Genomic DNA, 16468 nt, shown 5'->3' with positions numbered 1-16468 from the left:
CGAACATGGTCAAACAATTCGGCAAAGTCGGCGTGCTGTTCGGCGGCCGTTCCGCCGAGCGCGAAGTGTCGCTGATGTCCGGTACGGGCGTCCTTAAAGCGCTGCGCAGCAAGGGCGTCGACGCGCATCCCTTCGATCCGGCCGAGCGCAGCCTGGCCGAACTGGCAGCCGAGAAATTCGATCGCGTCTTCATCGCGCTGCACGGCCGCTATGGCGAAGACGGTACGCTGCAAGGCGCGCTGGAACAACTCGGCATTCCCTACACCGGCCCCGGCGTGATGGCGTCTTCGATTGCGATGGACAAGGTCATGACCAAGCGCATCTGGATTGGTCACGACTTGCCGACGCCGCGTTTCATCGTGCTCGACAGCGCCGCGACGCCGCGCGAAGAATTGCGCCAGGTGCCGGACGTGCTCGGCCTGCCGCTGATGCTGAAGGCGCCGCATGAAGGCTCGACCATCGGCATCGCCAAGGTGGCGGGTTATTCCGACATGCAGGACGCATTCAACCTGTGCGCCAGATACGACGCGGTTGTGCTGGCGGAGGAATTCGTCACCGGCCGCGAACTGACGGTGCCGGTGCTGGGCAAGGGTACCAGCGGAGAAAACAAGGCCAAGGCCTACCCGGTCATCGAAATCCGCGCGCCGGAAGGCAACTACGACTATCAGCACAAGTATTTCACCGACGACACCAAGTATCTGTGTCCGGCGCCGCTCGACGAAGCCCTGACGCAGCGCGTGCAGGAGCTCGCCGTGAAGGCGTATAACGCGCTCGGTTGCCGCGGCTGGTCGCGCGTGGATTTCATGCTGCGTGCATCGGACAACGAGCCGTTCCTGCTGGAGATCAATACCTCGCCGGGCATGACCGGTCATTCGCTGGTGCCGATGTCGGCCAGGCAAGCCGGCATGAGCTATGAAGATTTGTGCTGCGAGATTCTGCAATCCGCAGCGCTGGACTTGAAGCCGTCCGACGCGTGGAAGCCGCACGCATCGACGGATGCGAACGTGTCGGACAAGGGATAAGGCGCGACCATGTGGCAAGACGTCAAGATGCTCAACGCAACCACCAACGCCCTGCTGGCGCTGGTGCTGCTGGCATTGCTGGCGTCCGGTCTGTGGTGGCTGGCGCAGCGGCCGATGTTCACGCTCAAGACGATCCGCGTCGAAGGCGTGGCCCAGGAGCAGTTGCGCCGCGTGAATCCGTTGACGATACGCGCCAGCGCCGTGCCGCGCATCAAGGGCAATTTTTTTACCGCCGACCTGGATGCGGTGCGCGCCGCGTTCGAATCGGTGCCATGGGTGCGTAAAGCCATGGTGCGCCGCGAATGGCCGAACAAGCTGATCGTGACGATAGAAGAACATCGCGCGCTCGGCACCTGGGGTGATGACGGGCGCTTGCTGTCGGTCAAGGGCGATGTGTTCACCGCCAATCTGGCGGAAGCGGAAGACGACGGCGACTTGCTGGAATTCGAAGGACCGGACGGCAGCGAGAAGGAAGTTGTGGCGCGCTTCGACCAGTTCCGCGACTGGCTGGCGCCGATCAAGGCGGCGCCGGAAGCGGTGGCCTTGTCCAACCGCTATGCCTGGACCGTCAAGCTCGACAACGGCATCACGGTCGAACTGGGGCGCGCCGAAAGCGACGCCACGCTGAAGGAAAGAATCGCCAGGCTGGTTGCCGTCTATCCGCAACTGATGGACCGCCTGCAGGGGAAGAAAATTGAAAGTGTCGACATGCGCTATCCGAACGGCCTGGCGTTGAAGGCGGATGGATTGGTACTGGCTGCATTGAACGGAAAGAAAAAATAAGCGGAACGATATGACAAAAGACGCAAAAAACCTGATCGTCGGTCTCGACATCGGCACCTCCAAGGTGGTGGCCGTGGTGGCGGAAGTATTGCAGGACGGACGCCACGAAGTGATCGGCCTGGGCCAGTCCGAATCCAAGGGATTGAAGAAGGGCGTGGTGGTCAACATCGAAGCCACGGTCGAGTCGATCCAGCGGGCGCTGGAAGAGGCCGAGCTGATGGCCGATTGCAAGATTCGCAACGTCTACACCGGCATCGCGGGCAGTCATATCCGCAGCTTCAATTCGAGCGGCATGGTGGCGATCAAGGACAAGGAAGTCAGCGCCGCCGACGTGTCGCGCGTGATCGAAACCGCCAAGGCCGTCAACATCCCGACCGACCAGCAATTGCTGCATACCGTGCCGCAGGAATTCATCGTCGACAACCAGGAAGATGTGCGTGAACCAATCGGCATGAGCGGCATCCGACTCGAGGTAAAAGTACACATCGTGACCGGTGCCGTATCGGCGGTGCAGAACATCGTGAAGTGCGTGCGCCGCTGCGGTCTGGAAGTGTCGGATCTGATTTTGCAGCCGATGGCTTCGGCCGATTCCGTGCTGACGCCGGACGAACGCGAACTGGGCGTGGTGCTGGTCGATATCGGCGGCGGCACGACCGACGTGGCGGTGTTCACCGAAGGTGCGATTCGTCACACCGCCGTGATTCCGATCGCCGGCGACCAGATCACCAACGACATCGCGATGGCCTTGCGCACGCCGACGTTGGAAGCGGAAGAAATCAAGTTGCGCTACGGCGTGGCCAAGCAGATCCTGGCGGATCCGACCGAGACGCTGGAAGTGCCGGGGCTGGGCGATCGCAATCCGCGCACCCTGTCGCGCCAGGCGCTGGCGGCGGTGATCGAACCGCGTGTCGAAGAATTGTTTGCATTGGTGCATCAGGTGGTGCGCGAGTCGGGTTACGAAGAGGTGCTGTCGTCGGGCATCGTTCTCACCGGCGGCTCCGCGATGATGCCGGGAATGATTGAGCTGGCGGAGGACATCTTCCTCAAGCCGGCCCGACTGGGGACGCCGGAATATAGCGGCCAACTGGCTGACGTGGTGCGCAGCCCGCGCTATTCGACGGTTTTGGGGTTGTTGTTGGAAGCGAAAAAGCAATATCTGCGCGGGTACATCGTCACCCGACAGGAAGGTTCGGTAAAGGCAATCTGGCAACGCATGAAGGAATGGTTTTTAGGTAACTTTTAAGCAGTCGCGTTATTCAATTTGGTTTTAGTTATTCAGTTCTTCGGATCAGCAACACGCAGTTCTCAGTTGCTAGTCGTCACACCGCGTGATGCCTATCAACTGCAAGCTGCACACACATATATTTAAGGAGTCATCATGGAAATAGATATGCTCGACAATGCCACTCTCGGCACGATCATCAAGGTCGTGGGCGTGGGCGGCGCAGGCGGCAACGCGGTGCAGCACATGATCAACAAGGGCGTGTCCGGCGTTGAGTTCATTGCGGCAAATACCGATGCGCAAGCATTGAAGATGTCGAAGGCAGACAACGTCATCCAGATCGGTGAAACCGGCCTGGGCGCCGGCATGCAGCCGCAAGTCGGTCGCCGTCTGGCTGAAGAAACCCGTTCGCGCATCGAAGATGCACTGCGCGGCGCGCACATGGTGTTCATCGCCGCAGGCATGGGCGGCGGCACCGGCACCGGCGCCGCGCCGGTGGTGGCGGAAGTCGCCAAGTCGCTGGGCGCGCTGACCGTCGCCGTGGTCTCCAAGCCGTTCTCGTACGAGGGTCAGAAGTGCATGGACATCGCTGACCAGGGTCTGGAAGAACTGGCGCAGCATGTCGATTCCCTGATCATCATCCTCAACGAAAAGCTGGAAGAGATCTACGAAGACGACAGCATGATCGAGTGGCTGGGCCATGCCGATGACGTGCTGAACAATGCCGTTGCCGGTATCGCTGAAATCATCAACGTGCCGGGCCACATCAACGTCGACTTCAACGACGTCAAGACCATCATGGGCGAGCAAGGCAAGGCCATGATGGGTACGGCCACCGCTTCCGGCGTGGACCGCGCCCGCGTGGCGGCGGAGCAGGCAGTGGCATCGCCTCTGCTCGACGGCATCGACTTGTCCGGCGCGCGCGGCGTGCTGGTCAACGTGACCGCCAGCCGCAATCTGAAGGGCAAGGAAATCAAGGAAGTCATGGCAACCGTGCGTGCTTTCGCCGCTCCAGATGCATCGATCGCGCAAGGCATCGCGTACGACGACGGCATGGGCGACGACATCCGCGTGACTGTCGTGGCAACCGGCCTGGGCCGTAGCCGCAAGTCGGTGCAACTGGTGCAGACGCCGATGCTGCGCACCGGTACGCACAACGAACCGATGATGGCCGGCACCGGCACGATGAACAACGGCGCCAACGGCGGCCAGCAAACCGGCGCAACTTTCGGCGGCATGAAGGCGCCGGCGGTATGGCGCCGCGAGTCGGCTTCCGACACCGTGCGCGCGCTGGAAAAGAATGGCATGGAAACTTATGACATTCCGGCTTTCCTGCGCAAACAGGCTGACTAAGTAACATCGGCCCGGATTGTTCGCCTGTTTCGGCAGGCAGCAACCGATGCCATAAACAGGCATACTATCGCCTGCGCGCCGCGCCTTTGTGCGCGGCGTTTTTTTGCCCGTTTATGTAGTGCATTCCCGAATTATTGAATTACTCACAAGAAGGAAATCATCATGACCATCAAAGTTGGCGATCGCCTGCCGGAAGGCGCACTGGCTGAATTCATCGAGACCGAAACCGAAGGTTGCTCGCTCGGCCCGAACACGTTCAAGGTGTCCGATCTGGTCAAGGGCAAGAAGATCGCCCTGTTTGCACTGCCAGGCGCATTCACCCCGACCTGTTCCGCCAAGCACGTGCCGGGCTACATCCAGCACGCGGCAGAGTTCAAGGCCAAGGGCGTCGATGAAATCTGGTGCCTGTCCGTCAACGACGCGTTCGTGATGGGCGCATGGGGCCGCGATCAAAAAGCCACCGGCGTGGTGCGCATGCTGGCCGATGGCAGCGCCGCCTTCACCAAGGCGGTGGGCCTGGAATTCGACCTGACCGAAAAGGGCATGGGCGTGCGCTCGCAGCGTTACTCGATGCTGATCGAAGACGGCGTGGTCAAGCAATTCAACCTGGAAGCGCCGGGCAAGTTTGAAGTGTCCAACGCGGAAACACTGCTGGGCCAACTCGGCTAAGCAAGCCCGACGGAGCACGACGGAGCACCGTCAAAAAAGCGCGGGAGACGGTCCGAAAGGGCTGTTTCCGCGCTTTTTACCTTCTTTTGCAGTGCGGGAACTTTTTTGCAACAGTCCGCAAGCTCGCTGCAGGCCTGATGGCATCTTGGCTATAATGGCGGGATGTTAAAACAGCGCACCATTAAAAATCTCGTCCAGACCGTCGGCGTCGGTTTGCATTCCGGCACCAAGGTGGAGCTGACCCTGCGTCCGGCCGCCGTCGATACCGGCATCATCTTCCGCCGTGTCGATCTCGATCCCGTCGTGGAATTTCCAGCCTCAGCCACCGGCGTGGGCGACACCCGCATGGCCTCGGTGCTGTCCAGGGACGGTGCGCGCGTCTCAACCGTTGAACATCTGCTGTCGGCTTGCGCCGGCCTCGGCATCGACAATCTGTACATCGACCTGACCGCCGAAGAAATTCCCATCATGGACGGTTCGGCATCATCGTTTGTGTTTTTGCTGCAGCAAGCGGGTTTGCAGGAGCAGAACGCGCCGAAGAAATTCATCCGCGTCAAAAAGCCGGTGGAAGTGCGCGAGGGCCAGGGCGACAAAGAGAAGTGGGCGCGCCTGGAACCGTACAACGGCTTCAAGCTCAAGTTTTTCATCGAATTCAACCATCCCGCGGTGGACGGCACCGGCCAGACCGCGGAAGTCGATTTCGCCATCGAGTCCTACGTCAAGGAAATCGCGCGCGCGCGCACCTTCGGTTTCATGCAGGATGTGGAAACCTTGCGCGGCATGGGTCTTGCGCGCGGCGGCTCGTTCGAGAATGCGATCGTCATGGACGAATACCGCATCCTCAACGCGGATGGTTTGCGCTACGACAATGAGTTCGTGCGTCACAAGATCCTCGACGCCATCGGCGACCTGTACCTGATCGGCCATCCGCTGCTGGCCAGCTACAACGCCCACAAGTCCGGCCACGGCATGAACAACCAGCTTCTGCGCGCCTTGCTGGATCAGCCGGATGCCTACGAGATAGTCACGTTTGACACTTTGGAGTCGGCGCCACAGACCTATGTGATGCAGGCCAAGCAGGAGTGGGCGCTGAATTAGCGAGTCTTGAGAACGGGAGTCTCAAGCGCGATATTTACCCGATACATTCGCCTCCGCGGCATCTGCTGCGGCGGGCGACTCCGGCGAATTCTTCTTTCGTCAGAGCAAGAACAAGGCCGGGTTTCTTTTTGTACTCTTTCTATTTGATGCCGGTATTGCGGCGTACCATGTTCACCAGTGCAGCCTTGAGCGCCTGATTCTGTTTTGAATCTTCCAGCGCGTCGTTCAATTCTGCAAACGATGCCACGGCGAGGTTGGGCAAAGTAAGCACCCGGCGTTCGACCGGGGGAACGACATAGCTTTTGCCAACTTGTACTTTGATCCGGATTGCATTAACCTGCCATCCATCTTTTAGCAGACGTTCTTGCAATTTCGGCAATTGTTGCTTGAGCTTTGCGGCCAGCGCCGCATTGGGCATGCTCAGCACCAGCTGGCCGCCTTCGAAGTTCATGACGTCGCACGATTTGAAAATAGCCGGCAGAATCGCGGCGCAGCTTTTTTGCAGCGCCGACATACGGGTAATGGCAGGCAACAAGCTTGCCATTGCATTATCCGACTGCAGAAAATCTGTCGCGTCCCGGGGCTTGCGCTTTAACTGCGCGGCCGAAGGACCACGGCGATAAGGGGTAAATGTGGAGGGATACTTCATCTTTAAACCTTATCACATCTCCTCCTTTGCCGAGGAGAGTCAAAGGAGTAAAGATGCAAATTATCCTGCTGCACCCGCGCTTTACGCGCGCACGGTCAGTCACGCTGACTTCCAGGCATGTTGTGGCGGCGTTGTTCTTCCTGGCGATCGGTATTGCCGTTGCGGCGGCGGCGCTGTCTTATCTCGTTTTGCGTAACGCGTCCGACGGCGAAAGCTCGCCGATGCTGCATAAGCTGCTGGTGTCGATGACGCAGCAGGAAGACGATCGGAAGGATAAATACCTCAAGGAAAACCTCGCCGTCATGGCCGTCAGGCTGGGCGAAATGCAGGCGCAGCTGATGCGCCTGGATGCGCTCGGCGAACGCGTGCAGGGCCTGGCCGGCGTGCGTCCCGAAGAATTCAACTTCAAGGAAAAGCCTGGCCGCGGCGGCATGGAAGTGTCGTCCATCGGCGGCGCCGGCCAGGAGCTGGGCATGAGCGAGTTGCAGAAGATGCTCGACGCGCTGGCCGTTGACGTGGGACATCGCTCCGATTACATGAATGCGGTCGAATCCACGCTCATGAGCGACAAGATCAAGTCGCGCCTGCTGCCGACCAACCCACCGGTCAACGTCGCCTATAACTCATCGAGTTTCGGCTGGCGTCTCGATCCTTTTACCGGACACAATGCCTTTCATGAAGGATTGGACTTCCCCGCTTCGACCGGCACGCCCATCGTCGCCGCCGCTGCGGGCGTGGTGATCGCTGCCGAATATCATTATCAGTTCGGCAACATGCTCGAGATCGACCACGGCAACGACCTCATCACGCGCTATGCGCATGCATCGCAGCTGTACGTGAAAGTCGGCGACATCGTCAAGCGCGGCCAGCACGTGGCCGATATCGGCACCACCGGGCGCTCGACCGGGCCGCACCTGCATTTCGAGGTGCGCATCCGCGGCGTGGCGCAGGACCCGCGCAAATTCCTCGCGTTGGGCAGTCCCGGCAACGGCCCCAAAGCGGCGCCGATATTCGTCGCCGGGCGTTGAGTCCGTCCCAGGCCGAATCTGCGGCAATATTGAATCTTTGCGGCCAGGCCCAATCTATCGTCAGTATTTGAGCGGAAATGCCGGCATTCCAGTCGGCATGGATGTTTCGGTTATTGCCTTGGAGAATACTTTTGCCGGTCGGCGAAGACGGCGAGGCGCCATCTCATGCATGCCCCCGGCGGGAACACTGTTGCGGAGCGCTTGCATGCTAAAATCCAAGGTTTATTGGCCTCATTCCGGTTCCGTGCGGGCAAAATTGCCGCGCAGAGTCATTTTTCGGCGCTTTTTTAGAATCCAAGCATGTCATTACTGACCCAGATTTTCGGTAGCCGCAATCAGCGGTTGCTCAAACAATATCAAAAAATTGTCCGTCAAATCAATGCGCTCGAGGCGGACATCGAGAAACTGTCGGATGCCGAGCTGCAAGCCAAGACGCCGGAATTCAAACAACGCGTGGCCGACGGCGCCAAGCTCGACGACATCCTGCCGGAAGCCTTCGCGGTCTGCCGCGAAGCCAGCAAGCGCGTGCTCAAGATGCGCCATTTCGACGTCCAGCTGATCGGCGGCATGGTGCTCCACTTCGGCAAGATCGCCGAAATGCGCACCGGCGAAGGCAAAACCCTGATGGCAACCCTGCCGGCCTACCTGAACGCCTTGTCGGGCAAGGGCGTGCACGTGGTGACGGTCAACGATTACCTGGCGCAACGCGACGCCGAATGGATGGGCAAGCTGTACGGCTGGCTGGGTCTGACGACCGGCATCAACCTGTCGCAGATGGAGCACGACCTCAAGCAGGGCGCCTACGCTTCCGACATCACCTACGGCACCAACAACGAATTCGGTTTCGACTACCTGCGCGACAACATGGTGTTCGACGCCGGCGATCGCGTGCAGCGCGGCCTCAATTTTGCGATCGTCGATGAAGTCGACTCGATCCTGATCGACGAAGCGCGCACCCCGCTGATCATTTCCGGCCAGGCCGAAAACCATACCGATCTGTACCACAAGATCAACGAAGTGCCGCCGCTGCTGACGCTGCAGATCGGCGAAGAAACGCCCGACGGCAAAGGCAAGGTGGAAGTCCCCGGCGATTACACCAAGGATGAAAAGGGCCATCAGGTCCTGCTGACCGAAGCCGGTCACGAGCACGCCGAAGAAATCCTGACCAGCATGGGCTTGCTGCCGGAAGGCGCTTCGCTGTACGACGCTTCCAACATCTCGCTGGTGCATCACCTGTACGCCGCATTGCGCGCCCACACGCTGTATCACAAGGATCAGCAATACGTGGTGCAAAACGGCGAAGTCGTGATCGTCGACGAATTCACCGGCCGTCTGATGACGGGCCGCCGCTGGTCGGATGGTCTGCATCAGGCCGTCGAAGCCAAGGAAAAGGTCAAGATCCAGAACGAGAACCAGACCCTGGCCTCGATCACCTTCCAGAACTACTTCCGCATGTACGGCAAGCTGTCCGGCATGACCGGTACCGCCGACACCGAAGCCTACGAATTCCAGGAAATCTACAACCTGGAAACCGTGGTCATCCCGCCGAATCGCCCGAGCGCGCGCAAGGATCGCCAGGACCAGGTCTACAAGACGTCGCAAGAGAAGTACATGGCGATGCTCAAGGACATCCAGGATTGCTACGAGCGCGGCCAGCCGGTGCTGGTCGGCACCACCTCGATCGAAAACTCCGAGTTGCTGTCCGGCATCCTGAACCAGGCCAAGCTGCCGCATAACGTCCTCAACGCCAAGCAGCATGCGCGCGAAGCGGAAATCATCGCGCAGGCCGGCCGTCCGAAGATGATCACCATCGCCACCAACATGGCCGGTCGCGGTACCGACATCGTGTTGGGCGGCAATGTCGAGAAGCAAATCCAGATCATCGAAGCCGATGCCGCCTTGCCGGACGCCGACAAGCAGACGCAAGCGCAAAAGCTGCGCGACGAATGGCAATCGCTGCACGACCACGTGGTCGGCGCCGGCGGCCTGCACATCATCGGCACCGAGCGTCACGAATCCCGCCGCGTCGACAATCAGCTGCGCGGCCGTTCCGGTCGTCAGGGCGATCCGGGTTCCTCGCGCTTCTATCTGTCGCTGGACGACGCGCTGCTGCGCATCTTCGCCGGCGACCGCGTGCGCGCCATCATGGACCGTCTGAAGATGCCGGAAGGCGAGCCGATCGAAGCAGGCATCGTCACCCGCTCGATCGAATCGGCGCAGCGCAAGGTCGAGGCGCGCAACTTCGATATTCGCAAGCAGCTGCTGGAATACGACGACGTCGCCAACGATCAGCGCAAGGTCATCTATCAGCAACGCAACGAGTTGCTGGAATCCGCTGAAATGGAGGAAATGATCACTTCGCTGCGCGAAGGCGTTTTCACCGAAGCCTTCCGCACGCACGTGCCGGAAGAATCGGTCGAAGAGCAATGGGACATCCCGGCGCTGGAAGCCGCACTGAGCAACGAATGGCAACTGGACGTACCGCTGACTGCAATCCTCGAGGCCGAGCCGAACCTGACCGAAGAAGAATTGCTGGAACGCGTTTTGACCGCTGCGGCGACGACTTACGCCGCCAAGGTGGACGTGGTCGGCACGGAAGCGTTCAGCGGTTTCGAGCGCAGCGTCATGCTGCAAAGCATCGACAGCCACTGGCGCGAACATCTGGCCGCTCTGGATCATCTGCGCCAGGGCATCCACCTGCGCGGCTATGCGCAAAAGAATCCGAAGCAGGAATACAAGCGCGAAGCGTTTGAGCTGTTTGCCCAGATGCTCGACCTGATCAAGAACGAAGTGATCAAGATCGTCATGACCGTGCGCATCCAAAGCCGCGAAGAAATCGAAGCGGCCGAAGAAAACCTTGGCCAGTCGCATGTCGAAAACGTGCACTACCAGCATGCCGACTTCGACGCCAATGCGGCGCCGGAAGAATTGCTGGCGCCGACAGCGACTCCCGACAGCAACGTTGGCGGCAGCGAACAGCCCTTGGTCAACGGTCTGCCGAAGGTCGGCCGCAACGATCCATGCCCATGCGGCAGCGGCAAGAAGTACAAGCAGTGCCACGGCAAGCTGGCTTAAGCACCGCTTTATCCGCACCGGACTGCCTGACCAAAGCCGCTCTCAATCTGATTGAGGGCGGCTTTTTGCTTTCCGCGACGACGACTTGCAACAAGAAAAGGAAGAGCGTCATCATGTTCCCATTTCCACCAATCCGACGCGCACTATGCAAGCTGACGGCAATCGCCTCGTTGCTGGCGCTGGCCGCTTGCGGCAGTGCGCCGGTGAGGCCATCTGCTACGGCGTCGGCTGCAGTTTCTTCAGTTTCGCCGACGGCGCAAAAAGAGTTGCCGCGCCGCGCAGCTTTGCTGGCCGTCGCCAAGACCGAATGGGATTTCTTCGACCGCCAGCAGATCGACATGCGCAGCGACGTGCTGAACGCGCCGCGTCTGGGTTTGCTGGAAGACGAGGGCGAAGCCGTGCAGCGCATCGGCTTGTATTGGCAGGCAGTGGGCAAGGATTACACGGGCGCCGATACGCAACAGGCCTGGTCGGCAGCTTTCATCTCTTACCTGATGCAAACAGCAGGTGTTTCTCCGGATGACTTCCTGTTCAGCGACGTGCATTTCAACTACCTGAGTTTCCTCAAGGCGCGCCAAAGCCTGCCGGCGCCCCTGTTCGTCTTGCGTCCTGCCGCCACCGAGCCGATTGCGCCGGGCGATCTGATTTGCGCGCCGCGCGACAGCAACCAGGCGGCGACGCTGGACGATATCCGTCCGGGTTTGCCGGGGCATTGCGATCTTGTCTATGAAATCCACCCGGAACAAGGCTGGGCGGGAGTGATCGGCGGCAATGTTTTCAATTCGGTATCGGAGTCGCTGATTCCGATCGACGCCAATGCCCGGTTGGTGCCGCTGGCGCGTCGGCCATGGTTTGTCGTGGCCAAAAATCTGATGCCTTAAAAAACATTCCTGTCATGCACTCCGTTTACAATATTGCTCTTCGTGACCGCTGACGCCGCTTATGCCGCGTCGCGGTTTCTTCTCACCTTCATCGCAGACTAGACAACCATGGCCGTCAATTCCCCTCTTCCCGTTTCCGCTGATCTGAAACCTGTTGCCGGCATCGAGCTGGGTTATGCCGAGGCCGGCGTGCGCAAAGCCAACCGCAAGGACTTGCTGGTCATGAAACTGGCGCCGACGGCCACCGTGGCCGGCGTGTTCACGCTCAACCGCTTCTGCGCCGCGCCTGTACAGATTTGCAAGACGCATCTGGCCCAGGTCTCCGATGCTGCGCCCGGGTTGCCAATTCGTGCGCTGGTGATCAACACCGGCAACGCCAATGCCGGCACCGGCGAAGAAGGCCTGGCGCGCGCCAACGAGACCTGTACCGAACTGGCCGGCCTGCTCGGCGTCAAGCCTGAACAGATCCTGCCGTTCTCCACCGGCGTGATCCTGGAGCCGCTGCCGGTCGATCGCATCAAGGCCGCCCTGCCGGCCGCCATCGGCAACCTGAAAGCCGACAACTGGTTCAACGCGGCCGAGTCCATCATGACCACCGATACGCAACCGAAAGCCGCGTCGCGCACGCTGACTATCGGCGGCAAGCAAGTCGTCATGACCGGCATCAGCAAGGGCGCCGGCATGATCAAACCGAACATGGCGACCATGCTGGGTTATCTGGCGTTCGATGCCAAAGTGCCGCAGGCGCTGCTCAATCAACTGGTCAAGGACGCGGCCGATCAGTCCTTCAACTGCATCACCATAGACGGCGACACCTCGACCAACGACTCCTTCATGCTGATCGCCACCGGCGCCGGCGAACTGGAAATCACCAGCGCCGACAGCGCCGAATACAAGGAGCTGGCCGCCGCCGTCAACGCGCTGTCGCAAAACCTCGCGCACCAGATCATCCGTGACGGCGAAGGCGCCACCAAGTTTATCGAAATCACCGTGGAAGACGGCAAGAGCGTGGAAGAGTGCCGCAAGATCGCCTACTCCATCGGTCACTCGCCGCTGGTCAAGACGGCATTCTTCGCTTCCGATCCGAATCTGGGTCGTATCCTGGCCGCCATCGGTTACGCTGGCGTTGACGATCTGGACGTGTCGAAGCTGAATCTGTATCTGGATGAGGTGTGGGTTGCCAAGAACGGCGGGCGCAATCCGGATTACAAGGAAGAAGACGGCCAGCGCGTCATGAAGAAGAGCGAGATCGTGGTGCGCGTGAAGCTGGCGCGTGGGACGGCGAAGGCATCGGTCTGGACTTGCGACCTTTCCCACGACTATGTCACCATCAATGCCGACTACCGCTCCTGAATTCGCTCATGGCCTACTGCGCGGGCCAATCTCGGGACTGCGATGCTCGCCGTACTCAAGTACGGCTGCGCTTCTTATCCCGACTTTGACCCGCTCGCTACGGCCCTGAGCGAATTCAGAGCCTGAGATGTTTTTAGGTGAACGGCTTTGGTTTTCCACGAATTTTATTCACGCGATGGCGGTTTGGTTTCCGTCACAATGTGACGTAACTATCCACTTTGCCAATTTGTCATGACTCAATTAGATCAGTTTTTGCAGCGCGCCGAGGCTTTGCTGGAGCGTATCGAATCCATCCTGCCGCAGTCGGCCACGTCGGTGGAGTGGGACAAGGGCGTGGCGTTTCGCTGGCGCCGCAGGAACAACGGCAATGGTAACGGCGCCGGCTATCTGCAATCGGTGGGACATATCTCGGCCATTTCGCTGGCGGATTTGCATAACATCGGGCCGCAGAAGGAGCAGATCGATCAGAACACGAAGCAGTTCGTCGACGGCCGCCCCGCCAACAACGTGCTGCTGACCGGCGCGCGCGGGACCGGCAAGTCGTCGCTGATCAAGGCTTGCCTGAACCAGTATGCGGACCGCGGTTTGCGCCTGATCGAGGTGGACAAGGATGACCTGCATGATTTGCCGGACATCGTCGATCTGGTGTCGGCGCGTCCCGAGCGTTTCATCATCTTCTGCGACGACTTGTCGTTTGAAGAAGGCGAGAGCGGCTACAAGGCGCTGAAAGTGGCGCTGGACGGCAGCATTGCGGCACAGTCGGACAACGTGCTGATCTATGCGACATCCAACCGTCGCCATCTGATGCCGGAGCGCATGTCGGACAATTCGACGTATACGCACACCGACGACGGCGACTTGCATCCGGGCGAGACCGTGGAAGAGAAGATTTCTTTGTCCGAGCGTTTCGGCCTGTGGGTGACGTTTTACCCGTTCAAGCAGGACGATTATCTGGACATCGTCGCGCACTGGCTGCGCCATTTCGGCTGCGATGCCGCGCAGATCGAGGAAGCACGTGGCGATGCCTTGCGCTGGGCGCTGCAACGCAGCTCGCGCTCCGGTCGCGTGGCGTGGCAATTCTCCAGGGACTATGCCGGAAAGCTGAAAGCCTGATGACTGTTGCCTCCGAAACAACGTCGGCGCCGATGCCGGCTCCTATCGACGTCGCAGTCGGCATCCTGATGAAGCCGAACGGCGACGTTTTGCTGGGCCAGCGCCCGGAAGGCAAGCCATATGCCGGCTATTGGGAATTCCCGGGCGGCAAGGTCGAGGGCGGCGAGTCGATTCTGGACGCACTCAAGCGTGAATTTCTGGAAGAACTCGGTATCGAGGTGCTGTCGGCCGAGCCGTGGTGCGGTGTACAGCACGTGTATCCGCACGCGCACGTGCGTTTGCATTTTTACATCAGCCGGGAATGGCGCGGCGAGCCGCAAAGTCTGGAAGGACAGGCGTTTGCCTGGCAGGGCAGCGTCGAGGTGGAGCCCTTGTTGCCGGCGACGATACCGCTGATTGAATGGATCGACAAGCTACAGGACAGGGGAAATTCGCCTGCTTAAGGTTTGGGCGATGGGCTTATTGCATCGATGAATTGTCGTCGTCCTGCTCCTGCGGCAGGTTGACCGCGGGGATAGCGTATTTCTCTTCGGCCCAGGCGCCGAGATCGATTTGTTTGCAGCGTTCCGAGCAGAATGGACGGAATTTGTTCTTTTCAGTCCATTCCACTTTGGTGCCGCAGGTGGGGCAGTCGACGATTGTTGCCATTACATCTACCTCAAAAACCTTAAAATCCGCAAAGCGCCAGTTCAAACGGCACTTCACCTTCAAACGCCTTGGGTTTCATGTCGCCATCTTGCGAGGTGAAGCGCACCCAAAGCATGTATTTGTTCGCTGAAATCTCCGGAATCGCGCCCAACTCTTCATCCAGCACCAGGCGCAGCATCTGGTAAATCTTCCCTTGCAGCATTTGCTGGTAGCTGCCGCCGTCGGCGTTGATCTTGACCGCGTGGCCCGACTCGCGCAACAGGCGCATGACGATGGTGACGGCGTCGAACAGCGGCGCCAGCGGTGCAAACCAGTTCGAAATGTCGTTGAAACGCTGTTCCGGCGAGCGTTGCTGCCAGGCGTAATAGGACGGCAGGTCGAATTCGCAGGCGCCGCCCGGGATGATGGTGCGGCCGCGGATGCTCATGAGCCACTCGTTTTCGCGGATGTTCTGCCCGGTACGCCCCTGTGAGGCGGCCAGGGCGACGCAGGCGCGATCGACTTCGCCGAGGATCGCATTGAGCATGTCGGGTTCGACGTTGGGATTGGACTGATAAGCCAGCAGGATTTGCTTCTGGCGTTCCAGTTCTTGCAGCAGATCGGATTTGAGGTCGGCGCGTCCTGCTACTTCGAGCATCTCGAAGATGGTGGAGAGGGCGACATGATGTTGCAGCGGGCTTTCCTGATGCAGGAAGAACACGAACTTCTCGTGCAGGTCCTCCAACCGCAACAGCGTGCGAATACGCTCGTTGAAAGGGTATTCGTAAACGATCAAAGCTGCGTCCCTTTAAAGTTGAACCGGATTCGACAACGCGCTTTATGAATATGCCTTGAAATATCGGAGCGATATTGAAGATATTGCGGATATTGATAAAGCGCGTTTAATTTACGTGATTCTGACCCATGCAGCGGAAAATTACAAATGATCGCCGCTATTTGTTTTTGCCAGCGATAGATAGTGTGCATGCAGCGCCGCAATTTGCGGCAACAGCGCGGCCGTGTCGAGATTGTTTTCGATGACGTCGTCGGCTGCGGCGAGGCGCTCTGCGCGTGTCGCCTGCGCCGCCATGATGGCCTCGACTTGCGCGCGGGGCATGGCGTTGCGCTGCATGACGCGGTTGATCTGGACTTCTTCGGCGCAATCGACGACGAGGATGCGCGAGGTGCGATTGCGCCATTGTTGCGATTCCACCAGCAGCGGCACGACGAAGATCGGATAATCGCCGCGCACCTCGGCTGCGGCCCGTGCGGTTTCGCTGCGGATCAGCGGGTGCAGGATGGATTCAAGCCGCTTCCGGGCGTCGCTGTCGGCGAACACATGCGTGCGCATCCTGGTGCGATCCATGGCGCCTTCGGCGGTGATGAAGTCGTCGCCGAAGGCCGCGCGAATCGCCGCAATCGCGGCGCCTCCGGGGGCGCTCAACTGATGCGCGATGGCGTCGGTGTCGATGATGGCGGCGCCCAGTTCGCCGAACAGGTTGGCGACGGTGGTTTTGCCGCTGCCGATGCCGCCGGTCAAGCCGATGGAGAAGGGCGCGCGTTGTTGCGTGGAAGGTGGCGTCATCGCGATACCG

Annotated in this window: 16 protein-coding genes; 12 read left to right on the top strand and 4 right to left on the bottom strand. The window is 59.9% G+C overall.

The window, feature by feature from the left end; all coding sequences use genetic code 11:
* Positions 1-5 precede the first annotated feature (5 nt).
* The 6 genes from PMI16_RS07540 to lpxC all read left to right on the top strand — a co-directional run bounded on the left by PMI16_RS07540 (position 6) and on the right by lpxC (position 6147).
* The gene (locus PMI16_RS07540) at positions 6-1022 is read left to right on the top strand and encodes a D-alanine--D-alanine ligase (protein ID WP_193365725.1); all 1017 of its coding nucleotides are present in this window, start codon (positions 6-8) and stop codon (positions 1020-1022) included.
* 9 nt (positions 1023-1031) lie between these two features.
* The gene (locus tag PMI16_RS07535; RefSeq protein WP_007878110.1) at positions 1032-1805 is read left to right on the top strand and encodes a cell division protein FtsQ/DivIB; all 774 of its coding nucleotides are present in this window, start codon (positions 1032-1034) and stop codon (positions 1803-1805) included.
* Positions 1806-1815: 10 nt separating this feature from the next.
* The gene (gene ftsA, locus PMI16_RS07530) at positions 1816-3048 is read left to right on the top strand and encodes a cell division protein FtsA (protein WP_007878109.1); all 1233 of its coding nucleotides are present in this window, start codon (positions 1816-1818) and stop codon (positions 3046-3048) included.
* Positions 3049-3183: 135 nt separating this feature from the next.
* Positions 3184-4380 (top strand): cell division protein FtsZ, encoded by a 1197-nt coding sequence (gene ftsZ / locus PMI16_RS07525; RefSeq protein ID WP_007878107.1) that lies wholly within the window; start codon positions 3184-3186, stop codon positions 4378-4380.
* A gap of 162 nt (positions 4381-4542) precedes the next feature.
* The gene (locus tag PMI16_RS07520) at positions 4543-5049 is read left to right on the top strand and encodes a peroxiredoxin (RefSeq protein WP_007878105.1); all 507 of its coding nucleotides are present in this window, start codon (positions 4543-4545) and stop codon (positions 5047-5049) included.
* Between the two features lie 162 nt (positions 5050-5211).
* Positions 5212-6147: a UDP-3-O-acyl-N-acetylglucosamine deacetylase gene (gene lpxC, locus PMI16_RS07515; protein ID WP_007878103.1), complete on the top strand. Its 936-nt coding sequence runs from the start codon at positions 5212-5214 to the stop codon at positions 6145-6147.
* Positions 6148-6286: 139 nt separating this feature from the next.
* Here lpxC and PMI16_RS07510 read toward each other — a convergent pair whose 3' ends face one another.
* Entirely contained in the window at positions 6287-6796 is a 510-nt protein-coding gene (locus PMI16_RS07510; protein ID WP_007878101.1) for a DciA family protein, read from the bottom strand.
* 53 nt (positions 6797-6849) lie between these two features.
* Here PMI16_RS07510 and PMI16_RS07505 point away from each other — a divergent pair, with 53 nt between their 5' ends.
* The 6 genes from PMI16_RS07505 (at position 6850) to PMI16_RS07480 (ending at position 14689) form a co-directional block, all read left to right on the top strand.
* Complete coding sequence (locus tag PMI16_RS07505) at positions 6850-7824, top strand: M23 family metallopeptidase (RefSeq protein WP_007878099.1); 975 nt, start codon at positions 6850-6852, stop codon at positions 7822-7824.
* A 300-nt stretch (positions 7825-8124) separates the two neighbouring features.
* Complete coding sequence (gene secA, locus PMI16_RS07500) at positions 8125-10899, top strand: preprotein translocase subunit SecA (RefSeq protein ID WP_007878097.1); 2775 nt, start codon at positions 8125-8127, stop codon at positions 10897-10899.
* Between the two features lie 113 nt (positions 10900-11012).
* On the top strand, positions 11013-11780 hold the full coding sequence (locus PMI16_RS07495) for a DUF2272 domain-containing protein (protein ID WP_007878095.1): 768 nt from the start codon (positions 11013-11015) through the stop codon (positions 11778-11780).
* Between the two features lie 108 nt (positions 11781-11888).
* Positions 11889-13133, top strand: coding sequence for a bifunctional glutamate N-acetyltransferase/amino-acid acetyltransferase ArgJ (gene argJ, locus PMI16_RS07490; protein WP_007878093.1), 1245 nt, complete (start codon positions 11889-11891; stop codon positions 13131-13133).
* 231 nt (positions 13134-13364) lie between these two features.
* A complete protein-coding gene (locus tag PMI16_RS07485) occupies positions 13365-14246 on the top strand; it encodes an ATP-binding protein (RefSeq protein WP_007878091.1) in 882 nt (293 codons plus the stop codon).
* Positions 14246-14689 (top strand): NUDIX domain-containing protein, encoded by a 444-nt coding sequence (locus PMI16_RS07480; RefSeq protein ID WP_007878089.1) that lies wholly within the window; start codon positions 14246-14248, stop codon positions 14687-14689. The genes PMI16_RS07485 and PMI16_RS07480 overlap by 1 nt, the downstream gene beginning before the upstream one ends.
* 16 nt (positions 14690-14705) lie before the next feature.
* Here PMI16_RS07480 and yacG read toward each other — a convergent pair whose 3' ends face one another.
* From yacG to coaE, 3 genes are all read right to left on the bottom strand, one after another.
* The gene (gene yacG, locus PMI16_RS07475) at positions 14706-14894 is read right to left on the bottom strand and encodes a DNA gyrase inhibitor YacG (RefSeq protein WP_007878086.1); all 189 of its coding nucleotides are present in this window, start codon (positions 14892-14894) and stop codon (positions 14706-14708) included.
* Positions 14895-14913: 19 nt separating this feature from the next.
* Positions 14914-15669: a cell division protein ZapD gene (zapD, locus tag PMI16_RS07470; RefSeq protein ID WP_007878077.1), complete on the bottom strand. Its 756-nt coding sequence runs from the start codon at positions 15667-15669 to the stop codon at positions 14914-14916.
* 141 nt (positions 15670-15810) lie between these two features.
* Positions 15811-16458 (bottom strand): dephospho-CoA kinase, encoded by a 648-nt coding sequence (gene coaE, locus PMI16_RS07465; RefSeq protein WP_007878076.1) that lies wholly within the window; start codon positions 16456-16458, stop codon positions 15811-15813.
* Between the last annotated feature and the right edge of the window lie 10 nt (positions 16459-16468).

The organism is Herbaspirillum sp. CF444, assembly GCF_000282135.1.
Taxonomy (GTDB): Bacteria; Pseudomonadota; Gammaproteobacteria; order Burkholderiales; family Burkholderiaceae_D; genus Herbaspirillum.
The sequence above is the reverse complement of the archived record's forward strand: the minus strand, read 5'-3'. Positions and strand labels throughout refer to the sequence as shown.